This is a genomic window from Hallella sp. (genome assembly GCF_037460745.1).
In the GTDB taxonomy this organism is placed as follows: domain Bacteria; phylum Bacteroidota; class Bacteroidia; order Bacteroidales; family Bacteroidaceae; genus Prevotella; species Prevotella faecis.
Genome location: NZ_JAXVAE010000065.1, coordinates 1 through 18430 on the forward strand (window position 1 = coordinate 1; position 18430 = coordinate 18430).

Here is an 18430-nt window from a genome sequence, read left to right on the forward strand (position 1 = left end):
TGCAAAAGAGCGCAATGAGAAGTAATGTAAAGTCTTTTTTGCTCTTTGCCATTTTTTATTTCTTTTACTTTGGTTATAGATGATTTCCGATAAGCAAAGATAAGGTTCAATACATTAAAAAACGTTTATAAACTCCAATATTTACGCATTATTAACAATAAAAATCGAACAGGCGGATTCCAGAAGCAAGTGCAAAGTTAATAGGAATATCCTAAAACCACTTCTGAAGGTGTTAAGAAATCAATCTTTTAGTACATCCCACCTAAGTTGCGCAGGAATGGGAAAACGCTCAACAAACTACATTGAAATCTACACTGTTTTTTGAAACCATCTCGCCTTCGGTTGCAAATACGCGATTCTCAGCAATTTTTCATAAGCGTCTAACAATCAGCCTATTATAAAAAACCGCGTTCAATAGCTCTTCCATTTTTAACGCTCCACATGATAAAACATGCCTAACCGAGCCACGAAACATGCCCGACGGCAATGCGAAACATGGTCTTTCGCATCTCGAAACATGCCTAACCGAGGTGCGGAAGATGGTCTATCGCAAACGCGAAAGTTAAAATCGCCATTCTGAGTGCATCAAAATGGAAGATTCGCTCTCTGGTTCACACGAAATCGCGCGCATACTTTTTGACCAAAAGTTCCAACAAATCGTTTCTCGCCACATCGGCAACGACACGTCAGCCGACTTATCGGCGCAACTTATCGCGGAAACTGTTGCTCTTGCTGAGATAAGTCATCAGCAAAAGCACACTGGCAAACGCCACGCCAAGCGACACCAGATAGGCCACGCCAGCAAACGAGTCGTAGAGGCCATGGAGCAAAGCGGGAAGGGCGAGCGCCAAGGCGTAGAGCGACTTGCGATAGCGCGGATAGAGATGGGCGAAGCCTACGAAGTAACCACAAATGCCACACCACAGGGCATGGAGAAACGGCAACGAGGTGAGGCGGGCTACGTTGAGGAAGAAAGCCGTGGTGTAATCGGCCTGCACGTTGACGGTGGTTTGATACTCCACTCCTTCGAACACACCAAAGGCGATGCCCGACATCAGGCCGTAATAAACCAACGTTTGTGGCAACAACGGTTCGCGGGCACGGCGAATGAGAAACAGCAGGGGCACCATCTTCACAAACTCCTCAGTGAGGCCCACGCCGAGCACATAGCCCACAATGTTGAGCGGGAAGGCCAGTTGGGTGAAGAAATAAAAGAAATTGAGATGGCTGAGCCCCGAGAAAATGATGAATACGGCTATCTGGGTGAGGAAGAACACGCTCACCGTGGTCTTGACATTGACTTGTCGACTGCGGAAAAAGACATAAAAAAACAATCCCCAGACAACGGCGAAATAGAGCGAGATGGCATAGAATACCAGCAAGCCGCCAATGGGAAGGAGCATGAGCACCGAGAGCGACAGGCCCACAACGGCCAAGATCAACAGGCGCTTGTCGTCGAGCCAGTGGTGGCGCGCCATATCGTCGCGGGGAAAGATAAACTCAGAGCCAATGGCACGCAACTGTTCGCCCAACGATCCCTTATGGCTCACTTGAGGATGGTAACCGCGCGCCTTGAGCAGTTCCATTACGGTGGCCTCACGGCCTGTAACGGCGTCGCGCGCCTTGTCGTGGGCCAGCAAGATTCCCTGCTCCACATAGCCGGCAACCACCGACTCGTCGTAGGGGCCATACTCGTGTGAGTTTCTGATGACGTAAATCATTTCATAAAAATATTTAATCGGTGCAACATTCCACAAGCCCAATCGTTTTATCTATAACGAATCAACTGAGAAAGCGTACAATTATGTGGAAAAACATTCTGAAAGGCTCTGCCATCGTAGCGGTACTGATCACCATTTTAACCGCCGTGGGCATCATCACCGTCAATCGCGACCTGAAGAAATCGCTCGGCCAACCGTTTGAGGACGAGGATGTGATGTAGGGATCAACGATAAAACACAAGCCAGTTGGTGGCATGCGAACGGCCGTTGGTTGCCAAGCGCAACAACGATCCAGTATTGTCGTGGGCAAAAGCCTTGCCCGAATCGAGGTAGAGCGCCTCGTCTACGTCGTGGGCAAGAAGGTAAAGCACAAAGTCGAAGAAGCGCATCTTGCCCCGGCTCTCAACGACCGACAATTGCCCGTGGCGCTTACACAACGCCCGAAACACCTGGGTGGCGGCAATGTTGCAATGCACACGTTCGCCCCGATGGATAAAGAGCACCTGCGAGAAGGCGGCTCCCTGATGGTCGGCGGCTCCGGCCATCGACACCTTAGCATCGTGTTGCACAAACCGCCAACCCTCTTTCTCCCAAACAAATGCGCCCGTGATGTCGGCGCAAGCATGGCCTTGGTAATAGGTACCGCCGCTCACGTGGTCGCCGGCAATATTCTGATGGCTGAAATTCTCACCCTCATACACCGTTCCGGTGAAGGCCGCCTCAGCAGCGAGGATGATCTCTGGGTCGTCTTCCGAAGGTGCTGTGGCACACACCAAGTCGATACGCGAGAAGTGGGGGGTGTACACCACCACCTTGTCGAGCGTATCGATGTCGAGCACACCACTTTGCGGTGTCAGCGGTGTAGCCCTGGGGTACTGCTGCCGAAGTGTTACGCCGCCAATTTCCTCATCGCCATCCCAAGGCGCCATCAGGTCGGGCACAAACTGCCCACAGGCCAAAGCAGCCACTGCGCCGAGCAACAGGAGAAGCATCAAGTTGCGTTTTCTCACAACCAACCCCTCCCTTTGCCTGGGGCGAAACGCGCCCCGTTCTGTTCTGCGCAGTGGCCCATGGCATTGCTTACTCCGTCAACACGCATCATCGCTTAACTGTGCTTGCGAGAGAAAATGCTCATGTTCTCTGAAGCCTTGAAAACGATCTTCTCGCGGGCCTCAATGGTGATTTTCTCGCCTGTCTGAGGGTTGAAACCCTGACGCTCAGCCACTTGCTTCACGGAGAAACGGCCAAAATCGGGAATGGCCAACTCACGGTCGCCCTCGGTGAGGTTGTCGGCGATGGCGCCCAACACGGCATTGACATACTTGGCAGCGTCGCTCTTGGAGAGCTCGGCACGCTCTGCTACTGCAGCAATAAGTTGTGTTCTGTTCATTTCGTTTAATATTTTAAGTAGGGGGAATCCAGCAGGTGCCCCGATGATGATTGCATGACGTGGGCTACGCCCATTGCCAACGGGCTGATGGGCCTCACGCCGAAGGGTCGAAGCCGAAGACGCTTAGATGTTCTCGATGTCTTCGCTCGTGGTCTCCAGGATGGCTGCGGCAATGCCATCGGCACTCTGCACGATGCAGCACAACGGATTCAGCGTGCGCGCCGTGTCGTAACAGCGCTGGTCCTCGTAGGAGTTCATGTTGATTCCCCACGCTCCCATGTGCCAACGAATGGCCAACATCTCATCATCTTGGAGTTCCAAACCGCTCAAGAGCAACATGATGACCGACTTCTCGCCGTGGCCCATCGGAAACTTCTTGTAGTTGACGCTGTAGCCTTCGGTATCCTCCCACTGTCCAAGCTTGTTCTTACGCTTCTTCACCGTGCGCTTGTAGATGTCGGTCTTGCACACATCGTGAAGCAGGGTGGCGAGGATAACACTCTCGCGCTTCACCTGATTGGCCGACGCAGGGTCGAGGGTCTTCAAGCCTTCCCACACCATCAGACCTGCCTTACACACGTTCAGGCTGTGCAGGCAGAGACCTCCAGCCACATTAAGATGGTGGCCGGCTGACGCGGGAGCCTCGAAAAAGCCGTCCTTCTCAAGGTCTTCGATCACATATTCGATGCCTTCGCGCTTGGTGGAGCGAAGGAGTTCAACAAACTCTTCTTGGTTTTTCTTGCAGTCGATATTCATGTCATTTGTCGTTTCGAACAACTGCCCATACTGTAGGAGAAGTCTAACTTCACCTTATTTATATATACGGGTTCAGCTGATTTGGTTTGGCAAAGTTACCATTTAATTATGGCACAAACGAAGATTACGGCTAAAAAATTCGACGAATAGGCACAAATCGACCTTCAACGCCCAACAAACATCAACACCTCACGCTCCAACCGCGACCACACGCCTTACACCATCGCCCATAGGGAACATACGCGTCAACGCAATGTTAATTAGTTATAAAACGCAAAGAAAAATCCTTTCCCAATAGACCTATTACCTAAATATTTAGTAATTTTGCAGCCGATTTAGTCCGTGGAGGCATGAAAAAGCAATGGCTGATGCTACCATTCGCCTTGCGGAAAAACCCGTTTAAATAATTAAAATGTACGCAATTGTAGAAATTAACGGTCAGCAGTTCAAGGTCGAGGAGGGCAAGAAGCTCTTCGTTCACCACATGAAGGACACCGAGGCCGGCCAGACTGTTGAATTCGACAAGGTGCTGCTCGTTGACAAGGACGGAGCAGTGACTGTCGGCGCACCTGCCGTTGAGGGTGCAAAAGTAGTAGTAGAAGTTGTGAACCCGCTCGTGAAGGGCGACAAGGTGATTGTCTTCAAGATGAAGCGCCGCAAGGACTATCGCAAGAAGAACGGTCATCGTGCACAGTTCACCGAAGTTGAAGTTAAACAAGTAATCGCTTAAATCAGGAGGTTTTCATCATGGCACATAAGAAAGGTCAAACCAGTTCTAAGAACGGCCGCGAGTCTCATGCACAACGATTAGGCGTGAAGATCTGGGGTGGTCAGCAGATCACTGCAGGTAACATCATCGTGCGCCAGCGCGGTAACAAGCACTTCCCGGGCGAGAACGTCGGCCAGGGTAAGGACGACACTCTGTTCGCTCTTGCCGATGGCGTGGTGTATTTCCACAAGGGTAAGCGCGATAAGAGCACTGTTAGCGTGCTCTCGCCCGAGGCTTATGCTGAGAAGTTGAAGCAAGCCTAAGCTTAACACAAAAATCAACTTATTCCAAACAAACATAGAAGCCTGGTCCATGCGGATCAGGCTTCGCTCGTTTTTTACAAAAATCCTTGGTCGTTAAGCATTTATTTAGTACTTTTGCCAAATATAAGAACACACAAATCAAACACATAGCGATATGCTTACACTTAAACTCATCAGTGAGGAAACGGAAAGAGTCATCAAAGGACTGGAGAAGAAACAATTCAAAGGTGCCAGAGAGGCTGTAGAGAAGGTATTGGAATACAACAAGGTGCGCCGCGAGAGCCAGCAAAAGCTCGACAGCAACAAGGCTGAGCAAAACCAGCTCGCCAAGAAGATTGGCGCACTGATGAAAGAGGGTAAGAAGGACGAGGCCAACGATATCAAGACGAAAGTGGCCGAGCTGAAAGCTGCCGACAAGGCACTGCAAGAAATCATGGACAAGGCTAACGCCGACATGACCAACGTTCTGCTCGACATACCTAACATACCTAACGACGATGTGCCTGAGGGCAAGGACGCCAGCAGCAACGTCGTGATCAAGGAGGATCTCACACACATGCCCAATCCGGAGGATGAGGTGCTCTGCCACTGGGACCTGCTGAAGAAATTCAACCTGGTCGACTTCGACCTCGGTGTGAAGATCACGGGCGCCGGATTCCCTGTGTACATCGGCAAGATGGCACGCTTCCAGCGCGCGCTCGAAGCATTCTTCCTCGATGAGGCACGCAAGGCCGGATACACCGAGATTCAGCCTCCATACGTGGTCAATCAGGCCTCGGGCCTGGGAACAGGACAGCTGCCCGACAAAGAGGGACAGATGTATCACGCCAACCTCGACGACCTGTACCTCATCCCCACAGCCGAGGTGCCGGTAACAAACCTCTTCCGCGACGAGATTATCGAGGAGAGCCAGTTGCCTATCAAGTGCTGCGCCTACTCGGCTTGCTTCCGTCGTGAGGCAGGAAGCTACGGCAAGGACGTGAGAGGCCTGAACCGCCTCCACCAGTTCGACAAGGTGGAGATCGTGCGCATCGATACGCCCGAACATTCGTATGAGTCGTACAAGGAGATGCTCGACCACGTGGAGAACCTTCTCATCAAGTTGGAATTGCCTTACCATATCCTTCGTCTCTGCGGAGGCGACATGAGCTTCACGTCGTCTATCTGCCACGACTTTGAGACTTACAGCGCCGCTCAGAAGCGCTGGTTGGAAGTATCATCGGTATCAAACTTCGAGAGCTACCAGGCCAATCGCCTGCACTGCCGCTATCGCCGTGCCGACAACAAGAAGATCGAACTGTGCCATACGCTCAATGGATCGGCATTGGCACTGCCGCGCATCGTAGCCACAATCATCGAAAACAACCAAACACCGGAGGGAATCCGCGTGCCAAAGGTGCTCGTTCCCTACTGTGGCTTCGACATGCTCGACGACAAAGCTTGCGAGTAACAGATCGTGAAGTGGCAAGCTTTTCCGATTACGCGGGGAGGCTTGCCACTTTTTCCATCACACCTTAACTAATACCCACATGAACAAAATCATCAAGAAAGACCAATTCTCCGAGAAAGTCTTTTGCCTCGAAGTGGAGGCTCCCTTGATTGCCCACAGCTGCAAAGCAGGACAATTCATCATCCTACGCGTCGACAAACACAGCGAGCGTGTGCCCTACACCATCGCAAAGGCCGACGATGAAAAGGGAACACTGACCCTCGTCGTACAAGAGGTGGGTCTCTCCTCAACCAAACTGTGCAACCTCAACGAGGGCGACTATGTGCAAGACATTGTCGGTCCGTTGGGTAATGCGTCAGAAATCAAGAAGTTTGGAACAGTGGTTTGCGCCGGAGGTGGCATCGGTATCGCTGCCATCCTGCCCATCCTTACAGCGCTTCACGACGCTGGTAACAGGGTAATTTCCGTGCTGGCAGGACGCACTAAGAACCTCATCATCATGGAGGACGACGTGAGAAAAGGATCTGACGAGGTGATTATCATGACCGACGACGGATCGTACGGCGAGAAGGGCGTGGTAACAGCTGGCGTGGAGAAGGTTATCCAAAGCGAGCATGTGGACCGCATCATGGCTATCGGACCACCGGTGATGATGAAGTTCACATCGCTCTTGGCTAAGAAATACAACATTCCCAACTATGTATCGCTCAACACCATCATGGTGGATGGCACGGGCATGTGTGGAGCTTGCCGCCTGACAATTGGCGGAAAGACCAAGTTCGTGTGCATCGACGGTCCCGAGTTCGACGGCGATTTGGTCAACTGGGACGAGATGTTCAAACGCATGGGAACATTCAAGAATGTGGAGCGTAAGGAAATGGAGCACTATGAGGAGCACGTCTACCCCACTCCACAACCTGGGCAAGACGTTAAGGCCTGCGCAACAGAGGCTCAATCGACCGACGCAAAGGCTGAGAGCAACGCCGAGGACGACTTAACCGACCGCAACGCTCCTTGGCGCGCCGAGCTCCGCAAGGCCATGAACGCCAAAGAGCGAAAGGCCATCGAGCGCGTCGTAATGCCCGAACTCAACCCCGAGTATCGTGCCAAGACTCGCTTGGAGGAGGTCAACAAGGGCTTGACAAAGGAAATGGCTGTGCGCGAGGCGCATCGCTGCCTCGACTGTGCCAAGCCTGCCTGCGTGGAGGGTTGCCCCGTCAACATCAACATTCCGGCATTCATCAAGAATATTGAGCGCGAGCATTTCCTCGACGCCGCCAAGGTATTGAAGCAAACATCAGCGCTGCCCGCAGTGTGTGGACGTGTATGCCCACAGGAGAAACAGTGCGAAAGCCGATGCATCCACTTGAAGATGAACGAGCCGGCTGTGGCCATCGGATACCTGGAGCGCTTCGCTGCCGACTACGAGCGTGAGAGCGGACAGGTAGCGCTGCCACATATCGAACCCTCTAACGGCATCAAGGTCGCCGTAGTGGGTTCCGGACCTTCGGGCCTGAGCTTCGCAGGCGACATGGTGAAGAAGGGATTCGAAGTGTATGTCTTTGAGGCCCTGCATGAGATTGGCGGCGTATTGAAATACGGTATCCCTGAGTTTAGATTGCCTAACAGCATCGTCGACGTGGAAATAGACAACCTTAGAAAGGCTGGTGTGCATTTCCAAACCGACACGATCATAGGCAAGACCATCTCCGTCAAGGAGTTGGAAGAGAAGGGATTCAAGGGTATCTTCGTCGGTTCGGGTGCTGGATTGCCCAACTTCATGGACATTCCTGGCGAGAACCTCATCAATATCATGTCGTCAAACGAGTATCTGACACGTGTCAACCTCATGGACGCAGCCAACCCCAAGACCGACACTCCGGTCATTCTGGGCAAGAAGGTCATCGTGGTGGGTGGCGGAAACACCGCCATGGACTCATGCCGCACGGCCAAGCGCCTTGGCGCTGACGTTACATTGGTGTATCGTCGTTCAGAGGCTGAGATGCCTGCGCGACTGGAGGAGGTGAAGCACGCCAAGGAGGAAGGCGTCAACTTCCTGACGCTCCACAACCCCAAGGAGTATCTGGCCGACGAGGATGGACGTGTGAAGGCTGCCGTGCTCGACGTGATGAAGTTGGGCGAGCCCGACGCTTCTGGCAGAAGACGTCCTGAGTCGACGGGCGAGACCGTCACCATGGAGTGCGATCAGGTCATCGTGGCCGTGGGTGTTTCACCCAACCCGCTGGTGCCCAACTCCATCGAGGGATTGGAGCTCGGACGCAAGAACACCATCGCGGTGAACGAGCAGATGCAATCGTCAAGAAGCGACATCTATGCTGGCGGCGACATCGTACGCGGTGGAGCAACGGTTATCCTGGCCATGGGCGACGGTCGAAGGGCCGCTACCAACATGGCAGAGCAACTGCTAAAAGGATAAGCAAAGGCTCTATTCTTAAAGAAATAGTCATCCAAGGGGATGCGACTCATCACCAACTTGTTAGCAAGGGAAGTATCATGGGGTCGCATCCTCTTATCTTTGAAATGCACATTCAATATAAACAATTCCAAATCGGACGTTAGGTTTCAGCGCTTGCTCATGCTTATTTCGGACGGGTTCAGGCGGCTACGTTGAAGGCAAAGGGGTCTTTGGCGAAACGCAGACAGAACTATAAGACTGGAAGAAACAGAGAGAGACGCATGGGCAAACAAGAATCGGTCAATCCAACCGTATGTCTCGACCTAATCGTCGATGGGAAACAACAGAGGTCTTACTTTCAAAAACAGGGATGTCCAAGCAATGGACGTTCCATCATAGGTTGTTATATGTCAGGACTTTACACCATTCTTCTTTTATTCTGCAGCAACATCTTCATGACGCTTGCGTGGTATGGGCATCTCCGTTTGCAACAAACGGGCGTGGCATCCCATTGGCCTCTTATTGGGGTTATTGTCTTCTCGTGGTTGATTGCGTTCTTCGAGTACTGTTGCCAGGTGCCCGCCAACCGCATTGGTTACGAGGGTAACGGAGGCCCTTACTCACTGGTGCAACTGAAGGTGATACAGGAATGCATCTCGCTCATTGTGTTTGCGGTCATCGCCAACATGCTTTTTCAAGGCCAAGGACTGCATTGGAACCACATCGCAGCATTCGTTTGCCTCATCGCAGCCGTGTATTTCGTGTTCCTATAAGCCTGTCATCCTACCCACCGAGCTACCACATACATAGCAGCAAGGGGACTGTTGCCATCTCACCGACACACATTGCGTGTTCCAACCCAACCGTTATCCCACCAGTCAAACCATCTGATATGAAGTCGCAAATTGGTTATCACATTCTCGCAACCGTAATTGTGCTCATTTGGGGTGTCACGTTTGTTAACTCCAAACAACTGCTAATGGCGGGCATGCAGGCTCATGAGATATTCACCTTACGCTTTCTCATTGCTTACATTTGCATTTGGACGATATCGCCCAGACGCCTTTGGGCAGACAGTTGGCGCGATGAACTACGCATGATACTGCTCGGATTGACAGGCGGTTCGGTGTATTTCGTCACCGAGAACATCGCTGTCGCCATCGACTATGTTACCAACGTGGCGTTCATTGTCTGCGCGGCCCCACTTCTAACGACCATCATCGCCCTCATCTTCATACACGATGTGAAAGCCACCAGGCGACTGATCATTGGATCGGTGCTGGCCACCTTCGGCGTGGGATTGGTGGTATTCAATGGCCATTTCGTACTACAGCTCAACCCATTGGGCGATGCTTTGGCAATAAGCGCAGCCTTATGCTGGGCCATTTACAGCATTCTCCTGCGAGATGTAACGCATTACAGCGCCACGTTTGTTACGCGCAAGGTGTTCTTCTATGGCGTTGTCACCGTGCTGCCCATCTACTTTTTCCGTCCTTGGACGTTCCCATTGGAAGATTTGGCTAAACCTATCGTAGCAGGAAATCTGATCTTTCTTAGCATCATAGCCAGCTTCGGCTGCTTTGCCCTGTGGAGTTTGACCAGCAAAAAGTTGGGCGCCCTCAAGGCGAGCAACTACATCTATCTCAATCCCATCAGCACATCCATAGCCAGTGCGCTTGTGTTAGACGAGCCCATGACATGCATGGCAGCAATGGGATGCGCATGTATCCTCCTCGGAGTGTACTGCGCCAACAGCAAGAAAAAGAAGCAATAAAACGATGTAATGTCCCAACAAAAACAAGGACACCTACATTCCCAAAGACGCTATCCTACACCTACATGCCTGGGTGAGGTCAAAACGGAGCTACGACTACAGACCCGTTCATACCGTTATGCGCTGTCAATACACAACCTATCGGCCCTAAACAGGTTAGGAGACAAGCGTTGCCCTACAGAAGGAACATAGAAAAGCGTTTTGGCATAGACCCAAATGGTTATTCAAGAAGCCATATTTATAAAACAAAAACGAATATGCCTGCAACTCAAATACTTTGAAGTTGCAGACATATTCGTATAAGTTCAATCGAAGGAAGCACACGAATGCCCGAAGGAAGCACACGAATGCCCGAAGGACGCAACCGAGTGTCCCGAAGGAAACAGCCGAATAACGTTGCAATAACGCAGACATCCGCAAGCGCAACAACGATCCTACGCTTCATCGACCAATCACCATTCAAGCTATAGGCCGTAATCAACGAGCCTCACCTGTCAGTTAGATTGGAATTACTGTTGGTTCATATTGGCCTGTTCCAAGCCAGCTTTCTTCGTACCATCTGACAGGAGAAGCGTCAGGGATGTGGCCACAGCCAATAGGCTTATCACCGCAAACACAACCATTGGGATGGTATAATCTACATGCAGCGACGACAATCCGTCATCTGATCTCACCGTATGGCGATCTACGATTCCACCAATCCACACAGGCACAAGCATCAATCCGATATTCTGAACGAAATAGATGATGCTGTAAGCCGTACCCAATTGCGCCAAAGGAACAAGCTTAGGAACCGACGGCCAAAAGGCTGAGGGAACCAAAGAGAAGGCTATTCCCACAAACAACATGATGACCAGCGCATACGCCGCACTGTGCGACAATGGAAAAGCCAACAGCAAATCGGCCACCAAGAGCAACACACTGCCCCCCAACATCAGTCGGGCGCCGTGGCCATAACGGTCGTATAACGTACCGAAAAGCGGTGTAAGCACAATCGTTCCATAAGGAATGGCTGCAACCAACCAGCCTGCCGTGGTCTCAGCAACGCCAAACGTGTTGATCATAAGGTCGGTGGCAAACTTCATAAACGGACGAATGGAACTATAAAAGCTCACACACAATAAAGCCAAAAGCCAGAAACCCGGATTGCGAAGGATAACGCAAATGTCGCGAAGACGGAAGGAGTCCTCCTTTGTTTCAGACTTCGCATCAATCGATACCGCAGAACCAGTACTTCTGCCAGTGCGCCTTGCGGCCTGTTCTCGGTCGAAATGGCGATCGTAAAACGTATAAATCACGAAGAGCACAAAGCCGAACAGCAACACGCCAGTTCCAGCCAGCAACGACGCCGACAGTCCGAAGCCTTGGGCAATCAACGGAGAAAACGACAAGGCCGAAGCCGTTCCCAACCGCGCCATGGCCACCTGCAATCCCATAGCCGATGCCAATTCGTGACCGATAAACCACTTCGTAATGATCTTCGACACGGTAATGCCCGTTATGTCGCAGCCCATTCCAAAAAGGCCGAAGCCCAAAGAGGCCACCAACACCTGAGTCTTCAGGTGCCCAGGAATGAGTCCGAAGAGCGTGAAAGGGACGTCGATCTCCAGTAATGGACTAACCATCGTCAATGCGGCATAGTTGATAATAGCTCCCAAAAGCATCACTCCCGTAGCCAATAAGCCCGTAAAGCGAATGCCACACTTGTCGAGAATAACGCCTCCAAAGAACAACATCAACAAGAAGATGTTGAAGATAGAGTAACTACCCGCGTAAAATCCATACTCAGCGGCGCTCCACCCCATGCCGCCCTCATCCAGGGAAGCCTTCAAAGAGGTGGATATGGGCGACACAATGTCCCAAAAGACATAGCCCATAGCCATAACGACGGAAACGAGGACAAGCACTGTCCAACGTTTCCGTCGTTCGTTCATTTGCTTAAAACAAAGCATTATTGACAATCAACTTACTTGATATTAGGTTCCTCCAAGCCAATACCCTTACGCTTATCGATAACCTTCAGATAGAGGCCAATGAAGAAAGCGGCCACACCCAGCATGGCAAGCATGACCAAAGGCCATGTGTAGTTGAGCTGCGTAGGATCGGTAACGTTGGGGTTAGTCTTATCGAGCACCTTACCAATGAGCAGAGGGAACAGCCACAAACCGATGTTCTGAATCCAGAAAATCAATGCATAGGCCGAACCGATGATCTTCGGCTCCACCAACTTAGGCACCGAAGGCCACAGGGCTGCGGGCACCAGCGAGAACGAAGCACCCAGCACCAGAATGGTGACATAGGCCACAACGACACCGCCCAACTCACTGCCCTTGAATTGGGGCAGGATGAATGCGAAGGTGAGATGGCAGAAAATAAGCAACAGTGAACCCAGAACGAGCATGGTTGCAGCCTTACCCTTATGGTCGACATAGTTGCCAAGGATCGGCGTGATGCCCACAGCCAACAAGGGGAAGACGGCAAAGATAGACTCAGCCGACTGGCGCATGTAGCCCATATAGCAATAAACAACCAGCGCAACGACAGACGCCACAGTGAAGAGGACGCGGCGCACCTTGTCCTTTTGGAAGTTGCTGGCGAAAGCACCGGCAGCCACAATAATCATGATGACATACTGCACGATGGTGACAGATGAGGAAGCCCAGAAGCTATCCTCGGGAACCGCCGTGAAGGTGAGGTTACATTGAAGCATATTCACAGCGTATTTCTGGAAGGGGAAGATAGCGCTGTAATAAAGAACACAGAGCAAGCTAACCAACCAGAAGCCCTGTGAGCTGAGGATCTTGCCCAAGTCGCTAATCTTGAAGGGATCGTCCTTCTCCTCCTCCTCGTGCGTCTGAGAGTCGAGCTTCTTATCCATGAAGAAGTAAACGATGATCATGATCAGCGCGATACAAAGCAACACAACACCGAAAGCCACCGAGCGGCTCACATCGACGCTGCCTCCGAGCTTGGCGAAGAACGGCGAGAAGATCATGCAGGTGGCCACACCCAAACGGGCCAAAGCCATCTCTGATCCCATGGCCAAAGCCATCTCGCGGCCCTTGAACCACTTCACGATACCACGAGAGACGGTGATTCCCCCCATCTCCGTTCCGCAACCAAAGATCATAAATCCAATGGCAGCCACCTTGGCCGATGCGGGCATGCCCTCATAGAAAGGACTCACACCAAGCTCATCAAAGCCAGGAATATAGTTGAGATGAGCAGTAAACCAAGCTTCCATGCCACTGCCGATGAAACTCTCGCTGACAGCATAATACTTGATCAGCGCTCCAAACAACATCACTGCTCCAGAGAGCACAGCTGTGAAGCGCACGCCCATCTTGTCAAGAATGATACCGGCGAAGATGAGGAAGAACACAAACACATTGAGGAAGGTCTCCGAGCCCTGCATGGTTCCAAAGGCCGTAGAGTCCCAACCGCGCTGCGTGAGCATCAAGTCCTTGATGGGCGACAGGATATCCACAAAGATGTAGGCACAGAACATGGCCAGTGCCAAGAGCAACAAAGCCGTCCAGCGCATGGCAGCCGAGTCGCGAAGAGTTTTTCTTATTTCTTCAGTCATTGTAATAGATGTGTGATTTATGGGAATGAACGACACCATGACAAGGCCGCTGAAGGCACGCGTCATGGCATCATTGTTGATTCAAAAACTTAGTTATTTCTTCAACCAGCGGTCCAACCAGTTAAAATAGGTACGCTGCCAAAGTACGCCATTCTGCGGTTTCAGCACCCAGTGGTTCTCGTCGGGATAGATGAGGAGCTCAGCAGGTATGCCACGCATGCGTGCTGCGTTGAACGCACCGAAGCCCTGATTGGCATTGATGCGATAGTCCTTCTCGCCATGTATGCAGAGGATCGGCGTGTCCCACTTGTCCACGAAGCGGTGTGGGCTGTTCTCATAGGTGCGGCGAGCGGCCTCACTCTTATCCTTGTTCCAATAAGCGTCGTCGTACTCCCAGTTGCTGAACCAAGCCTCCTCTGTGTCAGTATACATCGACTCGAGGTTGAATGCGCCATCATGCGAGATGAAACACTTGAAGCGCTTGTCGTGATGGCCAGCCAGATAATAGACCGAGAAGCCACCAAAGCTGGCACCCACGGCACCCAGACGGTCGCGGTCAACGAACGGAAGGTTCGTTGCGGCGTCGTCGATAGCCGAGAGATAGTCGCGCATGCACTGTCCAGACCAGTCGCGGCTCACCTCCTCGTTCCAAGCCTTGCCAAATCCAGGCAGGCCACGGCGGTTAGGAGCCACCACCACATAACCCTTTGCGGCCATGATATAGAAGTTCCAACGGTATGACCAGAACTGCGAAACAGGGCTCTGCGGACCACCCTCACAGAACAGAAGGGTGGGATATTTCTTGTTGGCGTCGAAATGAGGAGGCAGCACAATCCACACCAACTCCTGCTTGCCATCGGTGGTCTTCACCCAACGCTGCTGCACGGTAGGCGTAGCCAGTTGGCTGAAGATGTGGCCGTTCTCATCGGTGATAGCCTTCACCTCAGCCTTCTTCTCCTTCTTGGCCAATGTGATGACATAGAGATCGTCGGCGTTCAGCATAGATTGGCGAGAGGCCAAGAGCTGCTTGTTGTTGAGCACAGCGAGCGAACCATAGTCGTTCCAACTATCATCGGTAACCTGCTTCACCACCCTATCGAGTCCAACCTGATAGATACGAACCGTAGCATGCCAGCAAGCGGTGAGGAAAATGCTCTTTGAATCGGGAGCCCAGCAATACTCGTTTACATCCGTCTCAAGGTTGTCGCTGTTTACCACATACGACTTCTTGCCCGTAGCCAACTCGTAGAGGCAGAGGCGCTTCAGGTCGCTCTCATATCCATCGTGCTCCATGCTCACCCACGTAAGGTACTTACCGTCGGGCGAGAACTGCGGGTTCTGGTCGTAGCCCACCTGCATATCGCCCTCCTGATGGTTCACCTTCTGGTTGCGCAGGCTCTTGGTTACATCCACCTCGGGAGCCTTGTAACCCTCGGGCTTGCAGAGATTGCGCGCCTTCTTCGTAGCAAGGTCATAGAGATAGATGTCGGAATCGGTAGAAGTGGCATACTTCACACCCTCCTTCTTGCGGCAGGTATAGGCAATCTGACGTGAGTCGACGCTCCATGCCAACTGCTCAATGCCACCAAACGGAGCCATCGGGCACTCGTAAGGTTCGCCATCGAGCATATCCTCGCCATCGCTCACCTTATCGCCATCGACCGTGGCCACAAAGGGATGGGGCATCGACTCTACGTAATGGTCCCAGTGGCGATAGTTGAGATCCGTCACCAGTCGGCCTGTGGCCTTGGGCAGATCGTCTGGGTTCTTCTGAATAGAGCCATGATAAGGGAGGCTCTTGATCAAGATGACCTTCTTACCATCGGGCGAGAAACTGAATCCCTCGATACCGATTTTAGAGTTGGTCAGCTTCACGCGACCCGTTCCATCGGGGTTCATTTTCCACAGTTGTCCCTCACGGAGGAAGGCAATCTTCGTGCCATTCTCTATCCAAGCGGGACTGCTCTCGCTCACCGCATCTGTGGTGAGGCTTGTGGGCTTCACGATGGTTTTACCCGGCTTAGCCGACTGTACGAAGAGCATGGTGTGGCCCTTGTTCTCCTTTACACTGTAGTAAGTGACCTGATAAGCCACTTGTTTCCCATCGGGCGAGGGTGCTGCTGCCCCCAGTCGTCCCATGGCCCAAAGCGCCTCAGGCGTCATCAGGTCTGAAGAGAGCTGAATGTTGTTTTTCTGAATCATGTTCTGAGCAACGGCTGCAGGGGCGCAGAAAAGAAGTGCGCCAAGTGCAAAAGCAATCAATTTGTTCATAGGTATTAGCGTTATGCGGCAGAAAGGCGTTGCCTTGGGGGCAATGCGCCTTCCTGCCGCAAGTTAAGGTTTATCGTTTACGATTATTGTCGCGTCCCTGCTGTTGCTGCATCTGTTGCTGCTGCATCTGCTGGAGCGCCTGCATACGAGCCGCCAATCCCTTCATTTTCTGTGGGTTCTTGGCGTTCTCCTTATAGCGTGCCTCAAGGATAGCGAGGAGCTTAGCGTCGTTGGTTGTGCGACGCAGCACCATCATGATGCCAGCCGAGAGAATCAACGTTACGAAGTAATAGAAGTTCAGGCCTGACGAATAGTCGTTGAAGATGAAGAAGAACATCAGCGGCATGAGGAACATCATCCATTGCATGACCTTCATCTGCTCAGCCTGCTGTCCCACCATCTGATCCTTCTGCATCTGCATGGTGATCCATGTGTAGAGCACCATGGCCACCGTGTAGAGCACACAAGTAAGGCTGAGGTGGTCGCCGATGAGCATCACGTTGGTGCTCCACTCCACGATCGGGTCGTAGGTAGAGAGGTCGCTCATCCAAAGGAACTTCTCGCCACGGAACTGTATGGCGTTAGGCACGAAGTTGAACATTGCCACCCAGATAGGCATCTGTATGAGCATGGGCAGACATCCCGACAGAGGGCTGACGCCATACTTGGCATATTCGGCCATCATGGCCTGCTGCTTCTGCATCTGGTCCTCAGGCTTGTTAAACTGCTTTGTGGCCTCGTCGAGTTTCGGTTTGAGCACACGCATCTTCGCCGAGCTCATATAGCTCTTCTTCACCATGGGGAAGGTGATGACCTTCAGCAAGATAGTGATGAGGATGAGCACGATACCCATGGGCAATCCCCAATCGGAGAGCCATGTGAAGACGGGCAATGTGAACCAACGGTTGATGTAACGGAAGAGCGGCCAACCGAGATACACGATGCGCTGCATGTCGAGCTCCTTACCGAAGGTGCTCTGCTTCTCCACCTGCTTAAGGATATAGAAGTCGTTGGGACCATAGTAGAACTCAAACTCCGACGGCTTGGCACCTGTGGGATCGAAGCTGGTGCGCACCTGCGCCTTAAGGTCCTTGAGGTAGCGCACGGGCTGATTCTCCTGGTCCTTCTTGTCGTAGAGTGTGCTCTCAAACTGTCCACCCTTCTGGAAATTATCCTTCGAGATCATGACAGCCGAGAAGAACTGGTTCTTGAAAGCGATCCAGTCGATTTCCTCTTCGGTTGTTTCCTTCTTGGTCTTGGCCTCACTGATATAATCGGTACCGCCCTCGCTCTCTTTCCAATCGAGGCGTGCGTAACGGTTCTCGAAGGTGAATCCACGTTCCTGCTCCTTCACCTTCTCGTGCCAATCCACACCGAGCGTTGTGGTGTTGGGGTCGAAGAGTCCGGCCATGCCAACGGTACGCAGGCTCACATGGAGCATGTAATCGCTACCCAGACGGTAGTTGATGATGAGCGACTTGCCCTGTCCGGCCTCAGCGGTGAGCGTTACGGTGCTGTCGGTGACTGCCGTGGGCTCAAAAAAGAGGTCGTCGGTGCTGATGTTCATCTCCTTGGCCACGAGCGTGTAGTTGAGGCTTTGGTCCTTACCGCTGAAGAGCGTCACGCCACCGAGGTCATCGCTCTTGCCGGTCTTGTCGGCAATGTTGTGACCCACATAGCGCCTGCTACCCTTCTCGTTCTTGATGTAAGCCTTTGTGACAGTGCCTCCCTTAGTAGAGAGGGTGACGGCCAACTTGGCGTTTTGCAACACCACGTCCTGCGCCTTGCCCGTGAGGGCCTTGTAGAAGAGGGCTGTGGTGTCGGCCGCCACCTGTTCCTTGGCGGCCTGCTGCTGCTTGTAAGCGGCAATCTTGGCGGCTTGGTCGGCCTTTTGCTTGGCCACTTGCTCCAGTGAGTCCTTCACGAACTGAGCGCGCATCTCCTCTTGCGACGGCTGCGAATACCAGCTGAAACCAACGAGGACCACGGCGATGAGCACGAAGCCAATCAGTGTGTTTTTGTTCATTCTTTCCT

15 protein-coding genes are annotated in these 18430 nt (G+C 52.3%); 7 read left to right on the top strand and 8 right to left on the bottom strand.

The annotated features are described in order from the left end of the window. Window positions 1-695: 695 nt before the first annotated feature. Window positions 696-1721, bottom strand: a complete 1026-nt coding sequence (locus WKK33_RS02690; protein ID WP_309437870.1) for a PrsW family glutamic-type intramembrane protease — start codon at window positions 1719-1721, stop codon at window positions 696-698. A gap of 83 nt (window positions 1722-1804) precedes the next feature. Between WKK33_RS02690 and WKK33_RS02695 the strand changes: the two genes are divergently transcribed. After that, on the top strand, window positions 1805-1942 hold the full coding sequence (locus WKK33_RS02695) for a hypothetical protein (RefSeq protein ID WP_337932364.1): 138 nt from the start codon (window positions 1805-1807) through the stop codon (window positions 1940-1942). Between the two features lie 3 nt (window positions 1943-1945). On the opposite strand, the gene WKK33_RS02700 is transcribed toward WKK33_RS02695, so the two are convergent. The 3 genes from WKK33_RS02700 to WKK33_RS02710 form a co-directional block, all read right to left on the bottom strand. Further along, window positions 1946-2731 (bottom strand): hypothetical protein, encoded by a 786-nt coding sequence (locus WKK33_RS02700; protein ID WP_337932365.1) that lies wholly within the window; start codon window positions 2729-2731, stop codon window positions 1946-1948. Between the two features lie 95 nt (window positions 2732-2826). Next, window positions 2827-3111, bottom strand: coding sequence for an HU family DNA-binding protein (locus WKK33_RS02705; RefSeq protein WP_215759709.1), 285 nt, complete (start codon window positions 3109-3111; stop codon window positions 2827-2829). A 123-nt stretch (window positions 3112-3234) separates the two neighbouring features. Further along, on the bottom strand, window positions 3235-3867 hold the full coding sequence (locus tag WKK33_RS02710) for an HD domain-containing protein (RefSeq protein WP_215759710.1): 633 nt from the start codon (window positions 3865-3867) through the stop codon (window positions 3235-3237). 412 nt (window positions 3868-4279) lie between these two features. Between WKK33_RS02710 and rplU the strand changes: the two genes are divergently transcribed. The 6 genes from rplU to WKK33_RS02740 all read left to right on the top strand — a co-directional run bounded on the left by rplU (window position 4280) and on the right by WKK33_RS02740 (window position 10539). Beyond that, the gene (gene rplU / locus WKK33_RS02715) at window positions 4280-4597 is read left to right on the top strand and encodes a 50S ribosomal protein L21 (RefSeq protein WP_215759711.1); all 318 of its coding nucleotides are present in this window, start codon (window positions 4280-4282) and stop codon (window positions 4595-4597) included. 17 nt (window positions 4598-4614) lie between these two features. Further along, entirely contained in the window at window positions 4615-4899 is a 285-nt protein-coding gene (rpmA, locus tag WKK33_RS02720) for a 50S ribosomal protein L27 (RefSeq protein ID WP_215759712.1), read from the top strand. A gap of 154 nt (window positions 4900-5053) precedes the next feature. After that, window positions 5054-6349, top strand: coding sequence for a serine--tRNA ligase (gene serS, locus WKK33_RS02725; protein ID WP_215759713.1), 1296 nt, complete (start codon window positions 5054-5056; stop codon window positions 6347-6349). Window positions 6350-6428: 79 nt separating this feature from the next. Further along, a complete protein-coding gene (locus WKK33_RS02730) occupies window positions 6429-8786 on the top strand; it encodes a bifunctional dihydroorotate dehydrogenase B NAD binding subunit/NADPH-dependent glutamate synthase (RefSeq protein WP_337932366.1) in 2358 nt (785 codons plus the stop codon). A gap of 386 nt (window positions 8787-9172) precedes the next feature. Continuing rightward, window positions 9173-9538: a DMT family protein gene (locus tag WKK33_RS02735; RefSeq protein WP_337932368.1), complete on the top strand. Its 366-nt coding sequence runs from the start codon at window positions 9173-9175 to the stop codon at window positions 9536-9538. Between the two features lie 119 nt (window positions 9539-9657). Then, window positions 9658-10539, top strand: a complete 882-nt coding sequence (locus tag WKK33_RS02740; protein WP_337932370.1) for a DMT family transporter — start codon at window positions 9658-9660, stop codon at window positions 10537-10539. 509 nt (window positions 10540-11048) lie between these two features. Here the strand turns inward: WKK33_RS02740 and WKK33_RS02745 are convergent. The 4 genes from WKK33_RS02745 to yidC form a co-directional block, all read right to left on the bottom strand. Further along, entirely contained in the window at window positions 11049-12473 is a 1425-nt protein-coding gene (locus WKK33_RS02745) for an MFS transporter (RefSeq protein WP_337932372.1), read from the bottom strand. Window positions 12474-12505: 32 nt separating this feature from the next. After that, on the bottom strand, window positions 12506-14125 hold the full coding sequence (locus WKK33_RS02750) for an MFS transporter (protein WP_337932373.1): 1620 nt from the start codon (window positions 14123-14125) through the stop codon (window positions 12506-12508). Between the two features lie 93 nt (window positions 14126-14218). After that, window positions 14219-16396 (bottom strand): S9 family peptidase, encoded by a 2178-nt coding sequence (locus WKK33_RS02755; protein ID WP_337932374.1) that lies wholly within the window; start codon window positions 16394-16396, stop codon window positions 14219-14221. 70 nt (window positions 16397-16466) lie between these two features. Next, a complete protein-coding gene (gene yidC / locus WKK33_RS02760) occupies window positions 16467-18422 on the bottom strand; it encodes a membrane protein insertase YidC (protein ID WP_337932376.1) in 1956 nt (651 codons plus the stop codon). Between the last annotated feature and the right edge of the window lie 8 nt (window positions 18423-18430).